Source organism: Treponema sp., from assembly GCF_051883275.1.
Taxonomy (GTDB): domain Bacteria; phylum Spirochaetota; class Spirochaetia; order Treponematales; family Treponemataceae; genus Treponema_D.
This window is the reverse complement of the sequence record NZ_JBJETK010000046.1, coordinates 167,211-191,597: the sequence shown is the minus strand read 5'-3', so window position 1 is coordinate 191,597 and position 24,387 is coordinate 167,211. Positions and strand designations below refer to the sequence as shown.

The 24,387-nt window shown below is 44.8% G+C and carries 20 protein-coding genes and 1 tRNA gene; 16 read left to right on the top strand and 5 right to left on the bottom strand.

The window, feature by feature from the left end; all coding sequences use genetic code 11:
- Positions 1 to 753 (bottom strand): TIGR02757 family protein, encoded by a 753-nt coding sequence (locus ACI4L0_RS07620; protein WP_439799567.1) that lies wholly within the window; start codon positions 751 to 753, stop codon positions 1 to 3.
- A 138-nt stretch (positions 754 to 891) separates the two neighbouring features.
- Here ACI4L0_RS07620 and ACI4L0_RS07615 point away from each other — a divergent pair, with 138 nt between their 5' ends.
- The 3 genes from ACI4L0_RS07615 to carB all read left to right on the top strand — a co-directional run bounded on the left by ACI4L0_RS07615 (position 892) and on the right by carB (position 7,121).
- Positions 892 to 1,269, top strand: coding sequence for a hypothetical protein (locus ACI4L0_RS07615; RefSeq protein WP_439799566.1), 378 nt, complete (start codon positions 892 to 894; stop codon positions 1,267 to 1,269).
- A 42-nt stretch (positions 1,270 to 1,311) separates the two neighbouring features.
- Positions 1,312 to 2,634: a carbamoyl phosphate synthase small subunit gene (locus ACI4L0_RS07610; protein WP_439799565.1), complete on the top strand. Its 1,323-nt coding sequence runs from the start codon at positions 1,312 to 1,314 to the stop codon at positions 2,632 to 2,634.
- A 257-nt stretch (positions 2,635 to 2,891) separates the two neighbouring features.
- Entirely contained in the window at positions 2,892 to 7,121 is a 4,230-nt protein-coding gene (gene carB / locus ACI4L0_RS07605; RefSeq protein ID WP_439799564.1) for a carbamoyl-phosphate synthase large subunit, read from the top strand.
- Positions 7,122 to 7,221: 100 nt separating this feature from the next.
- Here the strand turns inward: carB and ACI4L0_RS07600 are convergent, their stop codons facing one another.
- The 3 genes from ACI4L0_RS07600 to ACI4L0_RS07590 form a co-directional block, all read right to left on the bottom strand.
- A complete protein-coding gene (locus tag ACI4L0_RS07600; RefSeq protein ID WP_439799563.1) occupies positions 7,222 to 9,420 on the bottom strand; it encodes a TIGR03545 family protein in 2,199 nt (732 codons plus the stop codon).
- On the bottom strand, positions 9,417 to 9,935 hold the full coding sequence (locus ACI4L0_RS07595; RefSeq protein WP_439799562.1) for a TIGR03546 family protein: 519 nt from the start codon (positions 9,933 to 9,935) through the stop codon (positions 9,417 to 9,419). The genes ACI4L0_RS07600 and ACI4L0_RS07595 overlap by 4 nt, the downstream gene beginning before the upstream one ends.
- 60 nt (positions 9,936 to 9,995) lie before the next feature.
- Positions 9,996 to 10,068 (bottom strand) — tRNA-Ala (locus ACI4L0_RS07590).
- Between the two features lie 129 nt (positions 10,069 to 10,197).
- On the opposite strand from ACI4L0_RS07590, the gene ACI4L0_RS07585 reads away from it, so the two are divergent.
- From ACI4L0_RS07585 to proC, 7 genes are all read left to right on the top strand, one after another.
- Positions 10,198 to 11,127, top strand: coding sequence for an ABC transporter substrate-binding protein (locus tag ACI4L0_RS07585; RefSeq protein WP_439799561.1), 930 nt, complete (start codon positions 10,198 to 10,200; stop codon positions 11,125 to 11,127).
- The gene (locus ACI4L0_RS07580) at positions 11,120 to 12,586 is read left to right on the top strand and encodes an ATP-binding cassette domain-containing protein (RefSeq protein WP_439799560.1); all 1,467 of its coding nucleotides are present in this window, start codon (positions 11,120 to 11,122) and stop codon (positions 12,584 to 12,586) included. The genes ACI4L0_RS07585 and ACI4L0_RS07580 overlap by 8 nt, the downstream gene beginning before the upstream one ends.
- A 449-nt stretch (positions 12,587 to 13,035) precedes the next feature.
- Positions 13,036 to 14,496: an NAD(P)H-hydrate epimerase gene (locus ACI4L0_RS07575; protein WP_439799559.1), complete on the top strand. Its 1,461-nt coding sequence runs from the start codon at positions 13,036 to 13,038 to the stop codon at positions 14,494 to 14,496.
- A 168-nt stretch (positions 14,497 to 14,664) separates the two neighbouring features.
- A complete protein-coding gene (locus tag ACI4L0_RS07570) occupies positions 14,665 to 15,039 on the top strand; it encodes a CidA/LrgA family protein (RefSeq protein WP_439799558.1) in 375 nt (124 codons plus the stop codon).
- Positions 15,036 to 15,728 (top strand): LrgB family protein, encoded by a 693-nt coding sequence (locus tag ACI4L0_RS07565; protein ID WP_439799557.1) that lies wholly within the window; start codon positions 15,036 to 15,038, stop codon positions 15,726 to 15,728. Before ACI4L0_RS07570 ends, ACI4L0_RS07565 begins: the two co-directional genes overlap by 4 nt.
- Positions 15,729 to 15,889: 161 nt before the next feature.
- A complete protein-coding gene (gene proB / locus ACI4L0_RS07560; RefSeq protein WP_439799556.1) occupies positions 15,890 to 16,720 on the top strand; it encodes a glutamate 5-kinase in 831 nt (276 codons plus the stop codon).
- Complete coding sequence (gene proC, locus ACI4L0_RS07555) at positions 16,717 to 17,502, top strand: pyrroline-5-carboxylate reductase (RefSeq protein ID WP_439799555.1); 786 nt, start codon at positions 16,717 to 16,719, stop codon at positions 17,500 to 17,502. The genes proB and proC overlap by 4 nt, the downstream gene beginning before the upstream one ends.
- On the opposite strand, the gene ACI4L0_RS07550 is transcribed toward proC, so the two are convergent.
- Positions 17,483 to 18,325: a GNAT family N-acetyltransferase gene (locus tag ACI4L0_RS07550; protein WP_439799554.1), complete on the bottom strand. Its 843-nt coding sequence runs from the start codon at positions 18,323 to 18,325 to the stop codon at positions 17,483 to 17,485. The genes proC and ACI4L0_RS07550 overlap by 20 nt on opposite strands.
- Positions 18,326 to 18,438: 113 nt before the next feature.
- On the opposite strand from ACI4L0_RS07550, the gene ACI4L0_RS07545 reads away from it, so the two are divergent.
- The 6 genes from ACI4L0_RS07545 to pdxT all read left to right on the top strand — a co-directional run bounded on the left by ACI4L0_RS07545 (position 18,439) and on the right by pdxT (position 24,377).
- A complete protein-coding gene (locus ACI4L0_RS07545) occupies positions 18,439 to 19,959 on the top strand; it encodes an OmpA family protein (protein ID WP_439799553.1) in 1,521 nt (506 codons plus the stop codon).
- A gap of 4 nt (positions 19,960 to 19,963) precedes the next feature.
- Positions 19,964 to 20,422 (top strand): low molecular weight protein-tyrosine-phosphatase, encoded by a 459-nt coding sequence (locus ACI4L0_RS07540; protein ID WP_439799552.1) that lies wholly within the window; start codon positions 19,964 to 19,966, stop codon positions 20,420 to 20,422.
- Positions 20,423 to 20,472: 50 nt separating this feature from the next.
- A complete protein-coding gene (locus ACI4L0_RS07535; protein WP_439799551.1) occupies positions 20,473 to 21,393 on the top strand; it encodes a LysR family transcriptional regulator in 921 nt (306 codons plus the stop codon).
- 116 nt (positions 21,394 to 21,509) lie between these two features.
- On the top strand, positions 21,510 to 22,796 hold the full coding sequence (locus ACI4L0_RS07530) for an O-acetylhomoserine aminocarboxypropyltransferase/cysteine synthase family protein (RefSeq protein WP_439799550.1): 1,287 nt from the start codon (positions 21,510 to 21,512) through the stop codon (positions 22,794 to 22,796).
- Positions 22,797 to 22,940: 144 nt separating this feature from the next.
- Positions 22,941 to 23,819 (top strand): pyridoxal 5'-phosphate synthase lyase subunit PdxS, encoded by an 879-nt coding sequence (pdxS, locus tag ACI4L0_RS07525; RefSeq protein ID WP_439799549.1) that lies wholly within the window; start codon positions 22,941 to 22,943, stop codon positions 23,817 to 23,819.
- Positions 23,820 to 24,377, top strand: a complete 558-nt coding sequence (gene pdxT, locus ACI4L0_RS07520) for a pyridoxal 5'-phosphate synthase glutaminase subunit PdxT (RefSeq protein ID WP_439799548.1) — start codon at positions 23,820 to 23,822, stop codon at positions 24,375 to 24,377.
- Positions 24,378 to 24,387 lie beyond the last annotated feature (10 nt).

Sequence of the window (24,387 nt, the reverse complement as noted above, 5' to 3'; positions counted from 1 at the left end):
TCAAATGTCTACGCCAAGTCCGAAAAGCGCAAAGTCTGCTTTTGCAGGGTCAGATGGAAAAACTTCCTTCATTGCCTGTGTAAGGGCGAGAGCAGTTTTTATGGTTGCAGATTTTGGTTTTCCGGATGCAGATGGGGCTAGAAGGTTCATTTTCGTGGCCTCCTGCATTACATGTGTGTCCAGGGGAATCAGAAGATTTTCCTTTTTGTACCAGGAACTCCATAATCCAAGGTCAACAGGAGAATTGTCCCTGACCATCCACCTCAGAAACATGTTCATTTTTTTTGCCGCGCTGTTTTTTGAAGAAGGAATTATGGCGCACTCGGCCGGAAAAAGGGAGCAGATTGTTTCATGAAGAAAACCGCCGCTGTAATGGTTGCAGATGTATTCGCCAATGGTGCCAGATGTGTCCAGCATTGTCTTTACGGTGCCAAAAAAAGACAGAAAATCATTATGGGTATACATTCTGTAAAACGATTTGTCCCCTTCAGTGAAGAATTTTTTGTATCCTTCGCCTTGAATCCAGTCCGCGGGGCTGTTTTCTGTCTGTGATAGAATAAGCTCGATGTGTGACAGAATCTGTGCCCTTTGTCCAAAGGCTATATTCGCTGAAAGAAATGCGGCGGCTTCCTGATCTCTGACAGAACTGTACCTGTGCATGAATTTTGAAGGGTCTTTTTGAAGAAAGGAAGGTGTTTCGTATTTGTCCGCAAGAAAAACAAGCTTTTCTTTTAATTCAGGTGAAATAGGCATACATTCAGAGTGTAGAGCGTTTTAGGCTTTGAATCAACCGCTGTCCGCACTATGAATTCTAGACTTTGCCGGTAAAATGGCTTGACAAATTTCGGGGGGGGGTAAAATGAAAGGCAATATTTTTTTCAGGAGTGAATTATGAGAAAATTTGCAAAAATTTCAGCATTGTTAGCGGCTATGTTACTTTCATTTTCATTTTTTTCTTGCAAAAATGATGATGACGATGATGAACAGGAATATCAGTGTGAGTATGGGCTTGTTACGGAAACTAATTACAAAAATCACATACTTTATAAAAGCAGTCCGTCGAGCGCAAGGCAGGAATGTCTGCTTTACACGGAAGACGGCACCTATGAAAAACAAATTGTGGCGGAAAGCGATTTGGAAAAGGAGCTTGGCGGAGAAGACGGTTTGACTTCATCCCAAATACAGTTTGTAAAGGATAATAATAGCGCTATTTTGTTCTTTGAAACTGGCAATGGATATATTCTTTGGCTGTATACTGAAAAACTGTAGTCTGTACATAAATTGAAAAAAATTGTATATTAATATTTTAGTATGACAGATTCTACTAAAGCATTTTTGATTCTTGCTAATGGACAGGTTTTTGAAGGCAAGTCTTTTGGCGCTGAAGGCTGTGTTATCGGTGAAACAGTTTTTACCACTGGCATGAACGGCTACCTGGAAACCCTTACAGACCCAAGCTATTATGGTCAGATTGTAACCCAGACATTTCCATTGATTGGAAACTATGGAGTTATTTCAAAGGATTTTGAAAGCGCAGATATTCATGTAAAGGGCTATATTGTGCGTTCTGTCTGCGAAATTCCTTCTAACTTCAGATGCGAGTATGATTTGGACAGTTTTTTGGCTGCAAGGAAAATCATAGGGCTGTCTGGAATTGACACCAGGGCGCTTACTAAAATCCTGAGGGAAACAGGCGTTATGAACGGAATGATTGTTTCCGGCGACAGCGAAGAAGCTAAAAGTGTTCTAAAGTCCTTGAAGTCAGAGTCTGAAAAGGAAAAGCTTTTAAAGAAAATAAAATCTTATAAGATAAAAAATGCTGTTGAAAGCGTAACGTGCAGCGCAGCCAAGATAGAAGAGCCGGCTGATGTTGTGTTCAAGGAGTCTGCGGAGTACCGTTTTGTTCCTGTCCGCTCTGACGGCACAAAGGAAAATGATCCTGTTGCCGCTATGAAAGACGGAAAGGGAAAAAAGGTTGTGCTGTGGGATTTTGGAGCAAAGGCAAATATCAGGCGCGAGCTTTTAAAGAGAGGATTTGAGGTTGTTACGGTTTCAGGCGCTGCTACTGCTGATGAAATTCTTGCGCTCAAGCCGGACGGAATAATGCTTTCCAACGGCCCGGGAGATCCTAAGGAAAACAAGGGAATTATTGCGGAGATAAAAAAACTTGCAAAATCAGGTGTTCCGATTTTTGGAATTTGCCTTGGTCATCAGCTGCTTGCGCTGGCTATGGGCGCGGACACTTCCAAGCTTAAATATGGACACCGCGGAGCAAACCAGCCTGTAAAGTACCTTGCTTCAGGGCGTGTTTATATTTCAAGCCAGAATCATGGATATGCTGTAAAGAATGACACTCTGCCGAGCGGCGCAGTGCTGAGCTTTGTAAATACCAATGACGGAACCTGCGAGGGAATTGTTTATACAAAGATTCCTGCGTTCAGTGTTCAGTTTCATCCTGAAGCTTGCTCCGGTCCTCTTGATACAGGCTTTCTCTTTGACGATTTTGTCCGCCTCATAAATAACCATGCTTACTTTAAAGGATTTGAGGCGGAATTCAAGCGGATTGACTCAATCAAGTATTTTGCAAAAACCATAAAGGGAACTTCTAAAAAATCATCGAAAAAGAGCCTTTAGCGTTTCCGGGGATTTTAGGTCGCTGCAATGGCGCGATTTAAAACAGATTTCCATAGAGGAGGCAATATTTTGCCTGTACTAGAATATATTTTTCTTCTATGGTATACTTGTTTTTCAGTATGAAATATAGTGTTGCGACATTTTGTAAAAAAAACGTTCTGTTAATTCATGCTGTTTTTGAATTCGACTTAGCAAACTGAATTTACTTTTGGTGAATTCAGTTTTTTTTTAAACTGATTTATTAGGGAGCAAAAATTATGCCGCTTAACAAAGACATTCACAAGGTCATGGTTATTGGATCTGGCCCTATTATTATAGGACAGGCTGCTGAATTTGATTATGCAGGAAGCCAGGCGTGCAAGGCTTTAAAGGAACAGGGGCTTGAGGTTGTCCTTGTGAATTCAAATCCTGCTACACTCATGACAGATCATACAATGGCTGACCAGATTTATATAGAGCCGCTTATTCCGGAAACAATCCAGCGCATAATCGAAAAGGAAAAGCCTGATTCCCTGCTTTCGACGCTCGGCGGACAGACAGGGCTTACTTTAAGCATGGAGCTTGCGAAATCGGGATTTCTTGAAAAGCATGGTGTCAGATTGCTGGGCGCAAAGCCGGAAACTATCGACAGGGCTGAAGACCGCCAGATGTTCAAGGACACAATGCTGTCTATAGGCGAGCCGTGTATTCCTTCAAAAGTTGTCACGACTTATGAGGATGCCCTGGATTTTGTAAAGAATGAAATAGGATATCCTGCGATTATCCGTCCGGCATTTACTCTGGGCGGAACAGGCGGCGGAATTGTCCATAATGACGCTGAAATGGATGAGATTGCGCACAATGGTCTTCACCGCTCCCCTATTCATCAGATTCTTGTTGAAAAATGTATTTCCGGCTGGAAGGAGATTGAATTTGAAGTTATGAGGGACGGCGCGGGAAATGTGCTTACTGTCTGCTCAATGGAAAACTTTGATCCGGTCGGAGTTCACACAGGGGATTCTATTGTAATTGCCCCTGCTGTGACACTGAGCGACAAGGAGTACCAGATGCTCCGTTCCGCCGCCCTGAATATTATTTCGAGCCTCGGAATGGAAGGCGGATGCAACTGCCAGTTTGCGCTTAATCCGAATACATTTGAATATGCGGTTATTGAAGTGAATCCGCGTGTTTCCCGCTCGTCTGCGCTTGCCTCAAAGGCGACCGGCTACCCTATTGCAAAAGTTGCGACACTGATAGCAATCGGATATACGCTTGATGAAATTCCGAATGCTGTCACAAAGAAAACAGCCGCCTGCTTTGAGCCGGTTTTGGATTATGTTGTCGTTAAAATGCCGAAATTCCCGTTTGACAAGTTTGTTTATGCCAAGCGTGATCTGGGCACGCAGATGAAGGCCACCGGCGAAGTTATGGCTATAGGCCAGACTTTTGAGCAGGCTATAATGAAGGCTGTCCGCGGTGCTGAAGTGGGCGCGCAGAGTTTGAATCATTCGGTTTTTGTGGAGATGAGCGATGAGGAAATTGAAAAGCGCGTTGGAGAATGTACCGATCAGCGGATTTTTGCCATTTTCCAGGCGATAAAGCGGAACATTCTTTCAATTATCCAGATAAACAAGATAACAAACATTGATCTGTGGTTCCTTGCAAAGCTGGAAAACCTTGCCATTATCGAGCGGGATTTTGCAAAAATCAAGTCCGGCGAAAAAGAGCTTACCCCTGATTTTTATAGAGCCGCTAAGAATGCCGGGTATCCGGATAAGGTTATCCAGGAGCTTACCGGTCAGAAGATTGTAGGAGCTTCCGGGGTGCTTTCCGAGGCGAAGGAGGCTGCAAAGCTTGTAAAGCAGGGAAAGCTGGCTCATATTTGCGCTTCCTATAAAATGGTTGATACCTGTGCAGGCGAATTCAATGCGGAAACTCCGTATTTTTATGCGGCTTATGATTCCCAGAATGAAGCCCGCCTGTTCCTTGAAGAGCGCAAGGAAAAAGGCAAAAAATCCTCAAAGGGAACAATTATAGTTCTTGGCTCAGGTCCTATCCGCATCGGCCAGGGAATTGAATTCGACTATGCTTCGGTTCAGTGTGTATGGGCTTTGAAAAGGCTGGGCTATGATGTGGTTACTATAAATAACAATCCGGAAACAGTTTCTACGGATTTTGACACAAGCGACCGCCTGTATTTTGAGCCGCTGACTCCTGAGGATGTGATGGGAGTAATAAACACTGAAAAGCCTGTTGGCGTTGTTGTCGCATTTGGCGGCCAGACTGCAATCAAGCTCACCAAATTCCTTGATTCCCAGGGAATCCGCATATTGGGAACCAGCGCCGACTCCATTGATTTGGCGGAGGACAGGGAGCGTTTTGAGGAATTGTGCGAAAAGCTTCATATAAATCGACCTAAAGGACTCACTGTTTTTACAGAGCAGGAAGCACTTGAAGCTACAAAGAAGCTCGGCTATCCGGTTCTTCTGCGCCCTTCCTATGTCCTTGGCGGCCAGAATATGATTATCGCGTTCAACGATGATGATGTAAGGGAATACATGAAAATTATCCTTGCACAGGGAATTGAAAATCCGGTTCTGATTGATCAGTATATGATGGGCACAGAGCTTGAAGTTGATGCGATTTGCGACGGAAAAGATATTCTTATTCCGGGTATCATGGAGCATATTGAGCGCACTGGAATTCATTCAGGAGATTCGATTGCTGTTTATCCGAGCTGGAATCTAAATGATATTCTGCGTGAAAAAATTATCAGCCAGTCACGGGAGCTTGCCTTGGCTCTGGGCACAAAGGGGCTTGTAAACATACAGTACCTCATTTACAACAATGAATTGTATATCATCGAAGTTAATCCGCGCTCAAGCCGCACAGTTCCATATATTTCCAAGGTGACAAATGTTCCTATGGTTGATCTTGCGGTGCGCGCTATGCTCGGTGGAAAAGTAAAGGACATGGGATTTGGAACGGGTCTTTACCGTCTGCCGCCTTATTTTGCCGTCAAGGTTCCTGTGTTCAGTTTTGAAAAGCTGATGGATGTGGATACTCATCTTGGCCCTGAAATGAAATCCACCGGCGAAGTTCTTGGCATTGCTTCCACAATGGAAGAGGCGATTTTCAAGGGACTGATCGGCGCAGGCTACAATATGAAAAGAAGCGGCGGTGTCCTTTTCAGCGTAAGAAAAACAGACCGCTATGAGCTTCCTGATCTGGCCAAGAAATTCTATGACATGGGATTCAAGCTTTATGCGACAGAAGGAAACGCAAAGACAATAAGCGATTTTGGCATGGAAGTGGAGGTTGTGAATAAAATTCACGAAAACCCGAATGACAATCTCTTGTCCTTGCTTGATTCAGGAAAAGTTGACTATGTTATTTCGACTTCCGCCAAGGGACGCGATCCGCGCGCAGATTCAGTCCGCATGCGCAGACACGCGGTTGAGCGCGACATTCCATGCCTTACGGCGATTGATACAGCGAATGCCATTGCAAACTGCCTGAAGTCCAAGTATACGGCGGAAAACGTGGAGCTTGTTGATATAAACCAGCTCAAGGAAGAAAAGCAGAAAATTTCTTTTTACAAGATGGATTCTACGGGAAATGACTTTATTGTGATAAACGCAATGGAGCAGCAGGTGAAAAATCCCGCGGGGCTTGCAGTCCGGCTTTGCGACAGAAGAGATGGCGGAATCGGCGCGGATTCTCTGGTTCTTATTGAAGAAAGCAAGGTGGCAGATGCCAAGATGCGCTTTTTCAATATGGACGGAACTGAAGGAAAGATGGCAGGAAATGCAATCCGCTGTGTCGGAAAATTCCTTTATGACAACAACATAAACGGCATTCAGGAAAAACACGGAAAGAAAACCGATGCCACGGAAAAAATCACGATAGAAACCGGAAGCGGTGTAAAAAGCCTGCTCTTGTACAAGCAGAATGGAAAAGTTACATCTGTTACCGTTGACATGGGAAGACCGCTCTTTGCAAGCAGCGAAATTCCGACAAACCTTGTTGCTGTTGATCTTCCGGGTGCTGTTTTGGACTCCGGTTTCGCCATGATGCCGGAAAAGGCCGTTGTGGGTGCGCCGTTGATTATTGAAAACCGCGAGTATAAGGTTACCTGTGTGAATGTCGGAAATCCGCACTGTGTTGTATTCAGCAAATTTGTGGACAAGGAGCCGGTTGAAGAGATTGGGCCGCTTTTTGAAAACCATCCGCTTTTCCCTGAAAAAACAAACACGGAATTTGTGCGTGTGGTAGGGCCGAATGAGCTGAAGATGCGCACATGGGAGCGCGGAAACGGCGAAACACCTGCCTGTGGAACGGGAGCCTGTGCGGCTGCTGTAGCTGCTGTTATAAACGGATTTTCTTCTGTGAACCAGGACATAACGGTCAAAGTCCGCGGCGGAAATCTTATCGTAAAATACACCGGCGAAACAGTTCTTCTTACAGGAAACACAAAAATGTGCTTCAAGGGCGAAGTTGAAATTTAACAGCAAGCTCTGAGTTCAAAAGATTATAAGCACTGAATAATCCACTTAGGATTGTTCAGTGCTTTTTTTGTGGCGAAAATTTCAGTTTGCAGAAAGTTTCTTAGTGTTTTCCGTTGAAAAGCCCTTTCAGTGAGTTTGTTCCCTTTTCAATGGCTTCTTCCAGCTTTTCATTTTTTGGAATAGAAACGCCTGCATCCTTTAGAGCTTTTTCCGCGGCGGACTTTGTTTTCTGTTCAATCTGCTTTTGGAGTTCTGCCTTCTTTTTTTCGAGGAGGGAATTCAGCCTGTCCATATCCGCGCTTTGGGTATCTATTCTGTTTTTTATGCTTGAAAATTCATTTATTTTTTCAGTTACACCGCCGGTTTTTTCCTGAAGGATTTTCATGATTTCTTTTTTTGCTTCTGTGACAATTCCGGTGATTTCTGCATCCGCTGTTTTTTTGAGCGCCTTTATGAATTTTTTGTCTATGTCTGAATCAATGTCAATGCTGAATTTTTCTTCGCCGTTGAAAACCGCAGTTGCTCCCATTGAAATGTCTTTTATATTTGAAAGCGCAGTTTTATAGAGCCTGGAAGCGAATTCCGGCTCAAAGTCTTCTGATGAAAGCGAGATGCTCTGGAGATTGAATTTTGCGCTGATGCATACTTTTCCATCGTCGCTGATTGTTCCCTGTGCGGCTACGTCTGCATTCGATTTCAGCTTGAGATACGGCGCGGAAAATGCCGCTGAAAAATTGTTCCCCGAATACTCTGCGCTGACCAGTGGATTTTCTGTTTCTGTCCGGGAATCAACAGTGAGATTTGCCTTGTGGAGCTGCTTTTTATTTTCGTAGCTTCCCGTGAGCACCGCAGGACATTCGCGCTTGTCCATGTCGTTTGTGATGTCCTGCCCTTCCGCAGAAATTCCGATTCCGCTGAAATATATTCTTTCAATTAAAAATGAAGGAACTCTGTCTTTTTTCCAGTAAATGTCGGTTCCCTTCTGTCTTTGGCGGAAAACGCCTGTTTTTTTCTGCTTTGACTTTTTTTCCGCTTTTGAAGTTTTTGACGAATTTGCCTTTGCCTGCATTGCAAAATCGGAAGCCTGCTTTATATACGGATAATATTCCCCGGCCGCTGAATAAAAAAAGCTGTCAATCATATTTCCGAGAATTTTTTCTCCGTCGGGAATTTTAAATGAAGTGATTTTATCAAGCTGCTTTTTTACAAGCTCCTGGTCTGATTCCACTGCGCTTTTTATCTGCTGGGAAACAGCCTCTATTTTTTTTGAGTCGGATTTTACTTCGGCGGAAGTTGTTTTTATGCTGTTCGTGAGTGTCTTGCTTTTTTCTATTGAAGTGTTGACGGTTTCGAGTGCCTGGCGAAGTTTTTCGATGTTGTCAATATTTCCCCAGTCGGTGTCAAGAACAGATTTCAGGCTTTTGTCGAATTCTTTTATCTGGGTTTCAAGCTCCTCTGGCTTTTCCTTCCATTTTGCGACAAGGTTTTCGACTTCTTCTTTTGTCTGCTGCGCGGCTGCCGGAGATTTCAGGTTCTGCTCAAAGCCTTCGATTATATTCTGCGGATTGTAGTCGGCGAATATTTGCTGAATTGAATTTTTTGCGGCGGCGATTGCCTCTTCTTTTTTCTTTGAGAAATCCGCGGAAGCAGCCTGGTCTTTCTTCTGCTGTTTTTTCTGTTTCGGAAGCTCTCCTGAGATTTTCCGCTCTGTGTTCAGGGAAAGTCCTGAAAGCTCGATATTTTCGGCATCGAATTTTCCGCGCAGGGCTTCTGTGAGGTTGAAATTTATTTCGATTTTTTCAGCCTGAAACAGATTTTTCATAGGGGAATTTTTGTTTGCCTGCTGGAGATTTTTTATTGTTATGCTTGCTCCCAAGAATTCCACGTTGAGTGAATCTATGTCTGTTTTTGCTCCGAAAATTCCCTGCATCGTTCCGGTGATAATTTTTTTTGCGATTATATTTTTTGTGGAGATAACAAGGAGAACCGAAAATGTCAGTATTCCGGCTGTCGCGGCAAAGGGCACAAGCTTGAACGCCGGCTTCTGCTTCCTGATTTCTTTTGCGATTGCCTTCAGTTTTTTCAGCTGCTTTGCCGGAATTTCTTTTTCGCGCGGAACAAAGAAAAATCCTTCCTTCTGCGGCTCCGGCTCAAAAAGCGATTTTACAAGCTCAAGGTCAGACGGAATAAAAATGTGCTTGTAGACTTTTTTTTCTAGTTTGCGGGCTGGATATTTTTTCTTGAAGATTCCGGGAAGTTTTTTTGCTGAAACAACTTTTTCCTTTTTTTCTTTTTTCATACACTTTTATCCCTTATGAATTCTACGATTTTTTCAGCGAAAGGAAGCTTTGCAATCAGCTTTGAAATCGGAGTGCGTGCGAATAATGACGAAGCGTGCGCTCTCCAGAGTTTTATCAGGAAAATTCCTGCTATGAAACATGGAATGTAAATCAGAAGAGAAAAAACAAAGGCTCCCATGACGATGGTATTGTTGAACTTTGTGAAGCCGACAAACGGAATGTCTATGAGATGCGAAAAAATTTTTCCGAGCGGCTCATAGCACAGAACTTTCAGTCCGATTGTGTGGAACACAGGATCAAGCAGCCCTGCAAAGCATGAGACAACAAGCATCGTTATAAAGTAGAACGCCTTGTTTATTCTGACAAAGCTGAAAAAAACAAAGATAAGAAACCACAGAGCGTTGTTTTTAGGAATGAAACCAAGCATAAATCCGAGGCATAATGCATGAGCAATTTCAGATGGCTTGGAATTTGAATTAAGGGCTTTAAAGAATTTTACGATTTTTTTTAGCATTTTCTCTCCTAGGGTAAAAACGGCATGATTCCTGAAAAGAGTTGCTGTCTTTTTTGAATATGGAGTATATCGGACTCGAACCGACCACCTATTGATTGCGAACCAATCGCTCTACCAGATGAGCTAATACCCCTTGCGCAGAAAATTCTGCATTACGCTGTATATTATCCGAGATTCGGGTTTGTTTCAAGAGGAAAATTCAGGTGTGCAAAAGGACATTTTTTGAACTTTACAAAATTTCAAAAAATATTAAAATGTTTTCATGAAAAAAATAACGTTTTTGATTTCTTTTGCATTTGCGGTGATTGCTTCAGGCTTTTCACAGAAAATCGGTGTCTTGAAGGGGCCGAGCGGAATTCCTTCAGCCTATCTAATGGAGCATTTTTCCGCGGACTATAAATTGTTTTCCGGCGCGAATTTTCTTCTTCCGGGGCTTATAAAGGGCGAAGTGGACATTGCTTTTCTTCCTCCGAATGTTGCGGCAAAAGCTTACAATGCAGGCGGCGGCGCGGTTGTGATGGCCGGTGTCTGCGGAAACGGAATGGTGAGCCTTGTGACAAAAGACAGCTCTGTAAAAAATCTTGCGGACTTGAAAGGCAGGGAAATTTTTGTTGCCGGTCAGGGTGCGACTCCTGATTTTATGATGCGCTATATTTTAAAGCAGAACGGAATTTCGTTTGACGGCGCATCGGATAATGTGCGGCTTTCATATTCGCTTCCGGCCGCGGAAATTGCGCCTGCTCTTATTCTTGGAAAAATTCAGTATGCTGTGCTGCCGGAGCCGTTTTCGACCCTTGCATGTGAAAAGGACAGCGCGGTTTTTAGGGCAGTTGATTTTCAGGCGGAATTTAAAACGCTTTCCGGGCTTGAAAGTTTTCCTATGACGGTTATCGCGGTTAATTCAGGATTTGCAAAGTCACAGCCTGAAAAAGTGCGGAAATTTCTTGAGCGGTACAAAGAGGCGCAGGAGTGGACTTTGAGCAATCCCGGGGAAGCTGGTGTTCTTGTGGAAAAATTTCAGCTGGGGCTTAACAGGCAGGTTGTTGAAAAAGCAATTCCTGAATGTGCGTTTGTCTTTGAAACCGGGGAATCTGCGCGGCGCGGTGTTGAGAGCCTTCTTTTAGTGTTCATGGAATTTGATCCGTCTTCTGTGGGCGGAAAGCTTCCTGACGGCGGATTTTATTTTGAGTAAAAAGCGGCTTTTTGTCTTTTCAGCTGTATTTCTTGTTTTCCTGTGGAAAATACTGTCTTTGGCGGTTGATTCTCCTCTTGTTCTTCCGCCGCCTGAGTCTGTTGCCTGTGAGTTTTTTTCTCTTTTGCGGCAGCCTCATTTTTTAGCGGCCGGACTTTTTTCTTTTTTGAGAGTTCTGGCTGCATTTTGCATTTCAGCTTTTTTGGGAATTCTGCTTGGTTTTTTTTCTGCCATGATTCCGTCTTTTGGAACGCTCGTTGAAATTCCGCTTGCAGTTATCCGCTCGGTTCCGCTTGTTTCTATTATACTTGTTGTGCTGTTCTGGCTCGGGTCGGATTCTGTGCCGGTGTTTGCGGCCGTGCTTTTAAGTTTTCCTGTGATTTTTACGTCGGCTTTTACAGGGTTTTCGTTTAGGGAAAAAAGGACGGAGCTTGCATGCAGTGTTTTTAAAATTACGGCTGCCCAGCGTTTTATGTTTTTAAGGCTTCCATGCGCCTGGAAATTTCTGGAGGATGCAATGGTGAATTCCTGCGGAATGATCTGGAAGGCGGTGGCGGCTGCGGAAGTTCTTTCTGTTCCGGCTTTTTCACTTGGAAGCTATCTTCAGAGCGCGCAGGTTGTTCTTGAAATGCAGCGGGTTTTTGCGGTGACGGTTTTTATTGCGGCTCTGGGGTTTGTGAGCGAAAGGCTTTTGAAAATTTTTTTTCTTGCCTTAAAGAAGCTCGGAAAAAAATTCACCGGCATTTATTTTACAGCGGATTTTCTTGATTCAGGAATCAGGCAGGATTCAGAAAAAAATTTTCTAGTTGAAATAAAAAATCTCTGCGTTGATTATAGCGGCCAGAAAATTTTTGAAAACTACTCGCAGCTTTTTCCGCAGAAGGAAGTGACTTCGGTTGTTGCTCCGAGCGGAAGCGGAAAGACAACGCTCCTTGATTTTATTGCGCGCGGTTTTCCGTCTGTGTCTTATGCGATGCAGACTCCGGCCGTGTTTTCCAGCCTTGATGTTCTTCAGAATGTTCAGCTTCCTCTCTTGAATATTTTTGGAAGAAAACGTTCGCGTCTGATGAGCTTGGAAATTCTTGGGGAATTCGGTCTTGGCGGAAAGGAAAATGCCTGCATAGAAAAAATTTCCGGGGGCGAAAGGCAGAGGGTTTCACTTGCGCGTGCGGCTGCTTTTCCCGGCGGAATTCTTTTGCTTGACGAGTCATTTCAGTTTCTTGATGTTTCGGCAAAGCGGAAATGCATGGATTATATGCTGGACTGCCAAAACAAAAACAGGCGCACTGTGATTTTTGCCGCGAACGAAATAAGGGAAGCCGTTCTTTTTTCTGACAGGATAATTCTTTATTCTGCGCATCCGATGCGCCCTCTGGAAACTTTTGCGGTTTCAGATGAAGACAGAAAAAATCCTTCTGCGCTTGAAAGAAAAATCGCTGAGCGGATATTTTTTGTCTAGCCTCATTTATGCCGTGACCTATATAAATGGTGTGGATGGGGTATCAGTGTAGTCGAACAATAAACTTTGTCAAAACTATTGATAAACTTAATTTCGTAATAGTCTTTTAAAAAGTTTAAATTTGGTATTTGTTTATTTTTTGACTTTTTTTGTGTATACTTTTTTACCTTGTGATAAACATTTTTGAAAAATGCACTTTTGGGCGTATCTGGAATTCGTTTCTTTTGCCGCTTATTAGCCTCATTGAATACCTCGCAAAAGAATTGTCCAAGTTGCATAAAATAATTGGTTGTATTATTATTCATACATAGTTAGTATGAGCCTATAAAAGACAGCACTGGATAGAAATCAAGGTTAAGTATTCTTGTTTTTATAGTAAAATAATTTTATTTAGCACCAATACTTTTTCATAACATAGCCTAATTTTTTTAGGGTGATATAATTTTTTTATGCAGAAAATTTTTTTTGATACCAGAAATCTTGACAGCAAATGCCGCGGAAAATTTTTTCTTACAGAAGATCTCATGATGGAAAATGCCGCCAGGGGACTTGAGGACTGTGTTTTTCCGCATATCGATGATGGCGTGCGTTCTGTTGTTCTTATTCTTGCGGGCCGCGGAAATAACGGCGCTGACGGCTATGCTCTTGCCCGTCGGCTTGCAGGCTCAGGATGCTCTGTTGCGGTGTGCTTTTCAGGAGAGCCTGCTTCGGAGATTGCCGCCCTTCAGAAAAAACGCTCTGCCCTTCCCGGCGTTTGTTTTTTTCCGTTTTGCAATCTGGATTCGTTTTTGAGTGAGCAGGAAAAAAATATCTGCGCTGTTGTAGACTGCATTTATGGAAGCGGCTTTCATCTTCCGCTGGACACAGAAGCCGAGTCTGTTGTTACCCGCGCGAACAGAATTGATGCGTTTAAAATTTCCTGCGATGTTCCGAGCGGACTTGATTCTCTTGGAAACGGAGATACGGTTTTTCAGGCGGACGAAACTGTGGCTATGGGCGCGCTGAAATTCAGCTTGTTCAGTGACAAGGCAAAAGATTTCTGCGGAAAAATAAAGGTCTGCGGTTTGGGTGTGCAAAGACAGCTTTTTGAATCTCTTGATTCCGCCGATGCCTTTCTTCTTGAAAACTCCGACATGGCTCTTCCTCACAGGCTGAAGCAGAATGTTCACAAGGGAATTTTCGGTCATGTTGCGGTTGCTTCCGGGGAAAAAAAGGGAGCTGCCCAGATTGCCGCGCGTTCCGCATTTTCTTTTGGAGCCGGGCTTGTTACCGTTGTCGGCGAGCGGGATTCAGGCTTTATGGATATTATGGCTTCCATGGAAATTCCTGAAAATACTTCTGCGCTTGTTCTTGGTCCCGGGTTCGGAAGGGAAAATCCCGGTGTGAAAATGTACTTTGATTTTCTTGCAAAGAACAAAGAAATTCCTTGTGTCCTTGACGCTGACATTTTTTACCGCCGGGAAATTTCTTCTTTGTTGGACAGCCGCGGACTTATGATTCTTACTCCGCATCCAAAGGAATTTTCTTCTCTTCTTGAAATCTGCGGGCTTGGAAAATACAGTGTTTCTGAAATTATAGAAAAAAAACGCGAGCTTTCCTGCTTGTTCTGTTCACGCTACAAAAATTCAGTTCTTGTGCTGAAGGGCGCGGTTGTGATGATTTGCGCGTGGTCGGAAAAAGAAAACCGTGTGATGGTTTACTTGAATCCGCATGGGCAGAATTCGCTTGCAAAGGGCGGCTCAGGGGATGTTCTTTCGGGACTTGCAGGCTCGCTGCTTGCCCAGGGATACGGCTGTCTTGATGCCGCGATTTCAGCTTCTCTGGCGCACAGTTTTGCTTCAAAAAAAATTGCAGTTTCTTTTTCGTTGACACCGGGGCTTCTGATTGAGAAAATCGCAGAGCTTGCTTAGGGCTTTTTGAACCGGAATTTTTAAGGGTTTTCGGCAGGCTTTGAATGAAATTTTAAGTGAGTGTAAAATACAAACCGCCCGGATTTTATTTGCTTAAAGTTTGCGTTGCAAATTTTTTTTATCAACCGCACATTCCAATTTTATTGCGAGTGTGCTTAGGGAGAAAAAATGAAATATGTACTTCAGTTTGCGCTGATAATTTCGATTTCCTTTGCAGGGGAAATTCTTAACAGGATAATTCCGCTGCCTGTTCCCGCAAGCATTTATGGACTTGTGATTTTGTTTTTCTGTCTTGAGCTGAAAATTGTAAAATTGCACCAGGTGAAGGAAGCAGGGAGATTTCTTCTTTCAGTAATGCCCGTTATGTTTGTTCCGTCCAGCGTTGGCTTTATGAATGCTTTTCCCGTTATGCGCAGGTACGGAGTCTGTTTTGTTATAATAGCTGTTGTTACAACATTTTCTGTGATGGTTGTTACCGGCCATGCTGTTCAGTTTATAATCAGGCTGCGCCGCAATGCTGAATGTAGGAGGAAAAAACAGTGAGCGCGTTTCTTGTGAATTCTGTGTATTTTGGAGTGTTTCTCACTTTGGTTTCATACGCTGTTGGAATTGCCGTGAACAGAAAGACTCATTTTTTTCTTTTCAGTCCGCTGATTGTTTCTATTGTGCTTTGTATTGCTGCCCTGATGGCTTTGAAAATTCCCTACGAAATCTATGCTTCTGGCGCGAATTTTATAAGCTGTCTTCTTACGCCGGCTACCGTGTGCCTTGCGATTCCTCTGTATGAGCAGGTGGAAAAACTCAAGGAAAACTGGCTTGCTGTTCTGGCGGGAATTCTGTGCGGTGTTGCTGTGAATCTGCTTTTGATTTTTCTGCTCTGCCTTGCCTTTGGAATCGGGCATACTGAATATGTTTCGCTGCTTGGCAAGTCTATAACAACAGCCATTGCGCTCGGCATAACAGAGGAGCTGCATGGAATTGTCCCGGTGATTGTTGTGATGGTTGTTTTGACGGGAAACCTCGGAAATCTTTTTGCCGTCCAGATATGCAGGGTGTTCCGGATAACGGATCCTGTTGCAAAGGGCGTTGCGATCGGAACTTCATCCCATGCGCTTGGAACTTCAAAGGCTGTGGAGATTGGCGAAGTTGAAGGCGCTATGAGCGGGCTTTCAATAGGAATTGCAGGAATTCTGACAGTGATTCTTGCTCCTGTGTTTGCGGGGCTGATATAGATTCACTTTGGAAATTTTAAAAAGCATTGAAAATGAGTTTTTGGATTTTTCCTGTTTTATAAAAGTTTTCATTGTGATATAAATTCTACGTGGTGCGGAGCTTCGGCGGACTTTAGTTTTCCGGGCTTCCATATAGAGTATTTTATTTTTAGGAATTGCTTATGACGGCGCAGGATGTTATAGAAAAGGCACGTAAAATCGTAATAAAAATCGGGAGCAACACTCTTGCAAAGCCCGACGGAACAATAAACGCTGAGTTTATGGATTCGTTTGCAGCGGAATGTGCGGCTTTGATTTCCCGGGGAAAGCAGGTGATGGTTGTTTCTTCCGGCGCGCAGGTTGCAGGGCTTTCCACAATCAGCGGATGGGCGCACAAGGGCGACATTCATTACAGGCAGGCTCTTTGCGCAATCGGGCAGGTTGAGCTTATGGACAAGTGGCGCGAGGCTTTTGGCAGGCAGGGACTTCATGCCGCTCAGCTTCTTCTTACAAAGGAAGATTTTATGGATTCCCACAGGTCGCTGAACATCAGAAACACACTGTTTACGCTTGTGGATGAAGGGGTGGTTCCTGTCATAAACGAAAATGACTCCGTTGCCACAGATGAAGTCTGCATCGGCGACAATGACAATTTGAGCGCGCTTACTGCCGTTCTCTGGAGTGCGGATCTTCTGATTCTTTTCAGCGACATCGACGGAATTTATACGGATAATCCTAAGACGAATGAAAATGCCCAGTTTGTTGAAATCGTCGACAACATCACAGAGCTTCAGAGCCGGATCAGCATAAACGGAAAAAGCTCATTCGGCACGGGTGGAATTTCCACAAAAATCGAAGCTGCGAAAAAAACAACGGCCTCGGGAATTCCGCTTATTCTTGCAAACGGAAAAAAGGAAAAGGCGCTCGAAAAGCTTTGCTGCGGCGAGCTGAAGGCGACGGTTTTTACCGCTGATGAAAATGCTTTGTTCAAAGCGATAATGGGGGAAAAATGAAACTTGGCTTTATTGGAATGGGAAACATGGCGAAGGCTCTTGCAGCCGGATTTATCAGCTCCGGCCGGGTTGAAAAAAATTCAGTTTTTGCCTTTGCGCCGAATCAGGAAAAGCTTAGGAATAATTCAGCTGAAATCGGCTTTGTTCCGTGCGGCGGACTTTTTGAGCTGGTGCAGTCATGCGATGTTTTGATAATGGCATGCAAGCCTTACCAGATAGAAGATGTCCTTTCTGAAATAAAGGAAGCCCTTTGCGGAAAGGTTTTGGTTTCTGTTGCGGCTGGCTGGAACTTTCAGAAATTTCAGGATATTCTGAGAGATGGAGTGCGCATTCAGTGCGTTATGCCGAATACTCCTGCGATGGTCGGTGAAGGCGTTATGCTTTTTGAGGCTGTGAATTCCCTTCTTCCCGGGGAGCTTCAGAAAATAAAGGACTTGTTTTCTTCCGTGGGAATTGTAGAGGAGCTTCCGACAAGGCTTATGGGAATCGGAGGCGCAATCAGCGGATGCGGTCCTGCGTTTATGGACTTGATAATAGAAGCCTATGCGGATGCCGCTGTAAAATACGGAATTCCCCGCCAGACTGCGTACAGGCTTGTTTCCAAGACAATGCTGGGCGCGGCAAAGCTTCAGCTTGAAACCGGAAGCCACCCGGGCGCATTAAAAGATGCCGTCTGCTCTCCCGGCGGCACAACAATATGCGGAGTGGATTCCCTGGAAAAAAGCGGGCTCCGGGGCGCATGCATTTCCAGCATTGATGCAATCATGTTGAAGAAAATCTAATCTCCGGCCTGTAGTAAAGAATTTTGTATTTTCCGAATATTTTAAAGCCGGCTTTTCTGTATGCGCGGATGGCCGGTGCATTTTTTTTGTCCACAAACAGGACTGCGGTTTTTCCTTCCTGCTGAAATTCCTGCGCCATTTTTTTTACAAGGCTGCTGGCGATTCCCTTTGAGCGGAATTCAGGTTTTGTGAACACACCTCCGATTTGAACTGTAGAGCCAGATGCGGAATTTGTCTGTGCCTTTGCGCAGAATGTGCCTCCGATTTTTACTGCGAAAACTCTCTGCGTTTTCAGTATGCGCTCGAAATTCATTCTTTCAAGCGGAAGATTTATTTTTTTCCATTCCGGCAGAACTTCTTCCTTTATGTATGAAACTTGCAGCGGAAAAAGTTCTTCTGCGTCCTGCGCGGAACATTCCTCTGCTTTGAGGCGGACTGGCGGATTTTTTTCTGCGCGGTATTCCATAAAAAACATTTCCCTGCTTTTTTCAGGGGAGATATTTTTTTTCTTTAGGATTATTTTTCTGGCTTTTTCCGCGGTCTGTCTGTCAGCTGAAACACAGAGAATTTTTTTTCCGCCAAGAAATTTTCCCAGTTCTTCTTCTGATTTTTTTGAGAGCCTCGGGAAGAACCCGGTGAGAGTTCCGCCCTGTCCCAGGCTGAATACGCCTTCAGTTTTTTTGTTCCGGATTATATACAGATCCGCGCTTTTCCGGGACAGCGACTGCATCAGCTGGCAGCATTTTTTTTCGTGCGGAGCTATGAAAATTTCCGCCTGTCTGAAAAGCTTTTCGTTGTTGATTTCGAAGATGATGTTTGACATTTCCCTGTGTCCGGTTTTTTAAGCTGTTTTTAGAAACTTAAAGCAGAAGTTTCCGCAAGGGCTTCAGTTTATAAAAAATAAAAGATTGTGTCATTGCTGCCGATAAATTTGTTATGCGGATATTTTTTTTGATGATGGCGATGCTTTTTGTCGGCTCTGTTCGCGAAGGCTTTTGCCAGGAAACAGTTTTGAAATACAGCGGAAGCGGAAGTTATGTCTATATTGAGCGGACTGATGTAAGGCGTTATGACAATGGAAAATACACGGGGCTTGTGAGCCGTGAGGTTCGTTCGTACATTGCGCCTGTGTCTGCCCCTGTAGGAGCTTCAGCCGGGGACAGGTACTACGACGGAAGTTTTTTTGTTGACGAATCAACAAGGCGTAATTTGCGCGAAACTGCGCTTGGAATAAACGGAGCGGTTCCGTCAAGCTTCAGGATTTCCGCCAGCGGAGAGCTTGTGATGCTGGTTGACAATGGCTACCCGACTTTCAGGAGTTTTCCGGCGTTTTCAACTGGGCATATCCGTGTAGGCGACAAGTGGCAGGCAAAGGCTGAGCGCACAGTTGATCCGCTGAACAAGGGTGTCTTTACAAAAATGCCGATTCTTGTTGAGTATACGTATCTCAAGGATGAAGTTTTAAACGGCGAGGAAGTCTGCGTTTTCAGCGCGGAATGGGCGACCCGCTACGGAATTTCCTACTGGGATTTTGGCGGCGACAGGGATTTGAAGTCGGCGCAGGGAAGCCACAGGGCCACAATGTATGTCAGCAAGCGCACTGGAACTGCTCTGGTTGTCCGCGACATGGTGGATGAAACTTTTGTTTACGCGGACGGAAACACATGCTCGTTCAAAGGCTCGATTTCCCTGTTTACAGAATATCCTCCGGCTTACGACAGAAGAAAGCTCTACCCTGCCCTTCAGCGGATTGCGTCTGTTTCAGAGGAAGAACTCAGGAATATTCTGGAAAAGCCTTCCCCTGAAAAAACTGCGCAGTCTTCCGCGGAAAAAAATTCCAAGTCACAGGAAAGCGCAAAAAAATCAGTCGCTGCTTCTGCTGGCTCCGGCTCGAATTTGGGCTCGGACGCAGGACAGGGGCAGCAAGCCGGCGCAGGCTCTGCAAAGTCTGCTTCGGCGGCACAGGGCGGAGCAACAGAAAATTCCGTGCAGGATTCTTCTTCCCGGAAAAAGCGAAAATCCGCGGAGGATGTTCAGTCTGCTGTTTCAAATAAAACTTCAGCTTCCTCCGGGGGCGACGGCGGCAAGTCTGTTGTTGTGGAAAACACTTCGGCAGGAATCCGTCTTACCATGCAGAATTTGAATTTCAAGCCGGACAGCGCGGAGCTTCTTCCTGGGGAAAATGTGCGCCTGGATCAGATTGCGCAGGTTTTAAAGGAAGTTCCCGACCAGATGTTCCTTGTTGAAGGTCACACTGCGAGCGTTGGCTATGAAAAGGGTGAAATGCGGCTTTCATCTGAGCGTGCGGAAGCTGTTGCCAAGGCTCTGATTCAGCGTGGAATTCCCCGGGAAAAATTTATTTGCAAGGGTTCAGGCGGAACAAAGCCCATTGCGGACAATTCAACTCCTGAAGGAAAAGCCAAAAACCGCCGCGTTGAAATTACGATTTTGGAATAGAGCCATGACGAAAATTCTGTTTGTCTGCCTTGGAAATATCTGCCGTTCTCCAATGGCGGAATTTGTGATGAGGCATCTTGTTCAAAAAGCCGGCCTTGAAAAGGAATTTCTGATTGAGTCCAAGGGCACAAGCTCAGAGGAGCTTGGAAATCCGACGCATCCGGGAACAGTGAAAAAGCTTCGCCAGCAGGGAATTCCTGTTTTTCCGCACAGGGCATCGCAGCTTCAGGCGGAAGACAAATGCCGCTACGACTTTATAGTTGCAATGGATCGCTCCAATCTGCGCGGAATAAACCGTATTTTCGGCGGAAATTCGCAGAATGTTTTTCTTCTGCTGGACTTTACTTCCTGCCCCGGAGATATTGCCGATCCTTGGTATACCGGAAATTTCGACCAGACTTTTGATGATATCTGGAAGGGCTGCAATGCCTTTTTTAATAAGCTAACGAACGGAAGTTTGTAATTTTTTGCTGAAAAACTAACGATAGTTTGTTGTTTTTATAGGATTCGCTCATGACATTACAGCAGCTCCACTACATTATAGGTGTTACCCAGGCCGGCTCGCTCAACAAGGCGGCGGAAAGCCTTTATATTTCACAGCCGTCACTCACAGCCGCCATAAAGGAAGTTGAAAAGGAATTCAATATTTCGATTTTCAACCGCTCAAGCAGAGGAATTTCCCTGACACAGGACGGAAGGGATTTTATCCAGTATGCAAGGCAGATTTACGCGCAGTACGAAAATCTTCTGGACAAATTCGGCGACGGGGCCAGGCTCAAGAAAAAATTCAGCGTGTCCTGCCAGCACTATTCGTTCGCGACAAAATCCTTTGTTGAGCTTGTAAAGAAATTCGGAACTTCGGAGTATGAATTTTCAATTTACGAAACAAAAACCCTTGATGTGATAGAAAACGTGGCGACACAGAAAAGCGAGATTGGAATTCTCTATATGAGCGACTTCAACAGGAAGGCAATCCGGAAAATTCTGAATTCCAATGACCTTGTGTTTGAAAAGCTTATCGACTGCAAGGCTTATGTCTACCTCTGGAAAAAACATCCGCTGGCAAAGAAAGCTTCCATTTCCCTCGATGAGCTGAAGGATTATCCGTGCCTTTCATTCGACCAGGGCGGAAACAGCTCCTTTTATTTCGCCGAGGAGATTCTGACTGAAAACGAATATCCCAAGACAATCAAGACAAGCGACCGCGCGACAAATCTGAATCTCATGGTCGGTCTGAATGGCTATACCCTTTGCTCCGGAATTATCTGCGAGGAGCTGAACGGCTCTGAATTTGTGGCTGTTCCCTTCAAGTCCGACAGGGAAAATCCCAACAGTGTCATGGAGATTGGCTACATCGTAAAGCGCAATATAATTCTTTCAAGGACAGGCGAGGAATACATAGGGCAGCTCAAGGCCTACCTTGCCAAGTTATAGATTTTTTCTATAGCTCTGTATAAAAACTTAGTATTATTCAAATACCCTGGAATTTGTTATTCTTTTTTCCGTAAGAAAGCAGACAGAAAACATTTGGCTTTTTCAGGAGGAAAACTATGAGTTACAAATTCGAAACACTTCAGCTTCATGTAGGACAGGAAAATGCTGATCCGGCAACAGATTCCAGGGCTGTTCCGATTTATCAGACAACAAGCTATGTATTTCATAATTCCCAGCATGCTGCGGACAGATTCGGTCTGAGGGATGCGGGAAACATCTACGGCCGCCTGACAAATTCCACACAGGATGTTCTTGAAAAAAGAATCGCGGCTCTGGAGGGCGGAACTGCGGCTCTTGCGGTTTCCTCGGGAGCGGCTTCGATTACTTACACCATCCAGGCTCTGGCAAAAAAAGGCGAGCATATTGTTGCGCAGAAAACGATTTATGGAGGAAGCTATAATTTGCTTGCCCACACTCTTCCGCTTTATGGAATTGAAACGACTTTTGTTGATGCGCATAATCTTTCTGAAGTCGAGCAGGCTATCCGCCCTGAAACAAAAGCCGTGTACATTGAAACTCTTGGAAATCCAAATTCCGATATTCCCGACATCGATGCGATATCAGAGATTGCACACCGCCACGGAATTCCGCTTGTGATTGACAACACTTTTGGAACTCCGTATCTTATACGACCTATTGAGCACGGCGCGGATATTGTTGTCCACTCTGCGACGAAATTTATCGGCGGACATGGAACAACTCTTGGCGGAATTATTGTTGATTCCGGAAATTTCGACTGGGAAAAATCAGGGCGCTATCCGTGGATATCCGAGCCTAATCCGAGCTATCACGGTGTTTCTTTTTCACAGGCTGCGGGAAAGGCTGCGTTTGCAACTTATATCCGCGCGATTCTTCTGCGTGACACCGGCGCTGCGATTTCTCCGTTCAATGCGTTCCTTCTTCTTCAGGGCGTTGAAACTCTTTCTCTGAGAATAGAGCGGCACGTGGAGAACACAAAGAAGGTTGTTGATTTTCTGAAGAATCATCCGCTTGTTGAAAAAGTGAATCATCCTTCGCTTCCTGAGCATCCAGATCATGCGCTGTACAAAAAATATTTCCCGGAAGGCGGAGCGAGCATTTTCACATTCAATATAAAAGGTGGAAAAAACGAGGCCTGGAAATTCATAGACAGCCTGGAAATTTTCAGCCTGCTTGCAAATGTCGCAGATGTAAAGTCCCTTGTGATTCATCCTGCTTCAACAACCCACAGCCAGCTTTCGGACGAAGAGCTTGCCGACCAGGGAATTGCGCAGAATACAATAAGGCTTTCAGTTGGAACAGAGCATATTGATGACATAATAGCTGACCTTGAAAAAGGCTTTAAGGGAATTTCAAAAAATTAAAGCTTTTGCATTGTCCTTTTTCTGAAGGATTCTAGGAAAATTTCTGATATTATGTAAATTTATTAAAACTGAATATTTATATAATATCAGATTTTTTATATCTTCTTCATATCAAAAGCAAAACAGACGGAGGTCAATGCAATTATGGAACAGACAAAACAATATGAACTGAACAAAAATCTTGCGCAGATGCTCAAGGGCGGCGTAATTATGGACGTAACAACTCCTGAGCAGGCAAAAATCGCGGAAGCGGCAGGTGCGTGCGCGGTAATGGCGCTTGAGCGTATTCCGGCTGACATCCGCGCGGCAGGCGGAGTTTCCCGTATGAGCGACCCGAAAATGATTAAGGGAATTCAGAATGCCGTTTCAATTCCTGTAATGGCAAAGTGCAGAATAGGACATTTTGCAGAGGCGCAGATTCTTGAGGCAATAGAAATAGACTACATCGACGAAAGCGAAGTTCTTTCACCGGCGGACGACGTATATCACATCAACAAGCACGATTTTAAGGTGCCGTTTGTGTGCGGCGCAAAAGATTTGGGCGAAGCGCTCCGCAGAATAAGCGAGGGTGCTTCAATGATAAGGACAAAGGGTGAACCGGGAACAGGTGACATCGTTCAGGCAGTGCGCCATATGCGCAAGATGAATTCAGAGATTGCGCGGATTGTTTCTATGCGTGAGGACGAACTTTTTGAGGCGGCAAAGCAGCTTCAGGTTCCTTTTGAACTTGTGCAGTATGTACACGAAAACAGACGGCTTCCGGTGGTGAATTTTGCCGCCGGCGGTGTTGCAACTCCGGCAGACGCCGCACTTATGATGCAGCTTGGCGCGGAAGGCGTGTTCGTAGGTTCTGGAATTTTCAAATCAGGAAATCCGGAAAAACGCGCGGCGGCAATCGTAAAAGCCGTAACGAACTTCAAGGATGCAAAGTTGATTGCAGAACTTTCCGAAGATTTGGGCGAAGCGATGGTCGGAATAAACGAAAATGAAATTGCCGTTCTGATGGCGGAGCGGGGCAAATAAATGACGGCGGCCGTTCTTGCAGTGCAGGGCGCATTCGCCGAGCACGAAAAAATGCTTGCGGAACAGGGTGTTTCCTGCCTGGAGCTTCGCAAAAAGTCAGATGTTGAAAAATCATTTGACGCACTGATTTTTCCCGGCGGAGAAAGCACCGTGCAGGGAAAACTGCTTCGTGAACTTGATATGTTTGACATTTTGAAAGAGCGTATTGAAGGCGGAACAAAAGTTCTTGCTACGTGCGCAGGACTTATCCTTCTTGCCGCCCGCATTGAAAATGACAGCCGCGTTCACTTTGCCACAATGCCGGTTTGCGTAAGGCGCAATGCGTACGGCCGCCAGCTTGGAAGTTTTTACACTGAAGAGCAGTTCGGGCAGCTCGGAAAAATTCCGATGACGTTTATCCGCGCGCCGTATATCGAAAGCGTTGAAAGCGGCGTAGAAATTCTTGCGCAGGTACGCGGAAACATCGTCGCCGCCCGCTATAAAAATCAGACTGCCATAAGTTTCCACCCGGAACTGAACGGCGATATGCGCCTTTACGAATGGTGGCTGAACGGCTAGCTCAATAACT

Excerpts from the sequence above, each read along its gene's own strand:
- ACI4L0_RS07600 (WP_439799563.1), bottom strand. The coding sequence starts at position 9,420 with ATGAAAAAAGAAAAAAAGGAAAAAGTTGTTTCAGCAAAAAAACTTCCC.
- ACI4L0_RS07620 (WP_439799567.1), bottom strand. The coding sequence starts at position 753 with ATGCCTATTTCACCTGAATTAAAAGAAAAGCTTGTTTTTCTTGCGGAC.
- ACI4L0_RS07610 (WP_439799565.1), top strand. The coding sequence starts at position 1,312 with ATGACAGATTCTACTAAAGCATTTTTGATTCTTGCTAATGGACAGGTT.
- ACI4L0_RS07595 (WP_439799562.1), bottom strand. The coding sequence starts at position 9,935 with ATGCTAAAAAAAATCGTAAAATTCTTTAAAGCCCTTAATTCAAATTCC.
- ACI4L0_RS07575 (WP_439799559.1), top strand. The coding sequence starts at position 13,036 with ATGCAGAAAATTTTTTTTGATACCAGAAATCTTGACAGCAAATGCCGC.
- pdxT (WP_439799548.1), top strand. The coding sequence starts at position 23,820 with ATGACGGCGGCCGTTCTTGCAGTGCAGGGCGCATTCGCCGAGCACGAA.
- proC (WP_439799555.1), top strand. The coding sequence starts at position 16,717 with ATGAAACTTGGCTTTATTGGAATGGGAAACATGGCGAAGGCTCTTGCA.
- ACI4L0_RS07615 (WP_439799566.1), top strand. The coding sequence starts at position 892 with ATGAGAAAATTTGCAAAAATTTCAGCATTGTTAGCGGCTATGTTACTT.
- proB (WP_439799556.1), top strand. The coding sequence starts at position 15,890 with ATGACGGCGCAGGATGTTATAGAAAAGGCACGTAAAATCGTAATAAAA.
- ACI4L0_RS07550 (WP_439799554.1), bottom strand. The coding sequence starts at position 18,325 with ATGTCAAACATCATCTTCGAAATCAACAACGAAAAGCTTTTCAGACAG.
- carB (WP_439799564.1), top strand. The coding sequence starts at position 2,892 with ATGCCGCTTAACAAAGACATTCACAAGGTCATGGTTATTGGATCTGGC.
- ACI4L0_RS07570 (WP_439799558.1), top strand. The coding sequence starts at position 14,665 with ATGAAATATGTACTTCAGTTTGCGCTGATAATTTCGATTTCCTTTGCA.
- pdxS (WP_439799549.1), top strand. The coding sequence starts at position 22,941 with ATGGAACAGACAAAACAATATGAACTGAACAAAAATCTTGCGCAGATG.
- ACI4L0_RS07585 (WP_439799561.1), top strand. The coding sequence starts at position 10,198 with ATGAAAAAAATAACGTTTTTGATTTCTTTTGCATTTGCGGTGATTGCT.
- ACI4L0_RS07535 (WP_439799551.1), top strand. The coding sequence starts at position 20,473 with ATGACATTACAGCAGCTCCACTACATTATAGGTGTTACCCAGGCCGGC.
- ACI4L0_RS07530 (WP_439799550.1), top strand. The coding sequence starts at position 21,510 with ATGAGTTACAAATTCGAAACACTTCAGCTTCATGTAGGACAGGAAAAT.
- ACI4L0_RS07545 (WP_439799553.1), top strand. The coding sequence starts at position 18,439 with ATGCGGATATTTTTTTTGATGATGGCGATGCTTTTTGTCGGCTCTGTT.
- ACI4L0_RS07540 (WP_439799552.1), top strand. The coding sequence starts at position 19,964 with ATGACGAAAATTCTGTTTGTCTGCCTTGGAAATATCTGCCGTTCTCCA.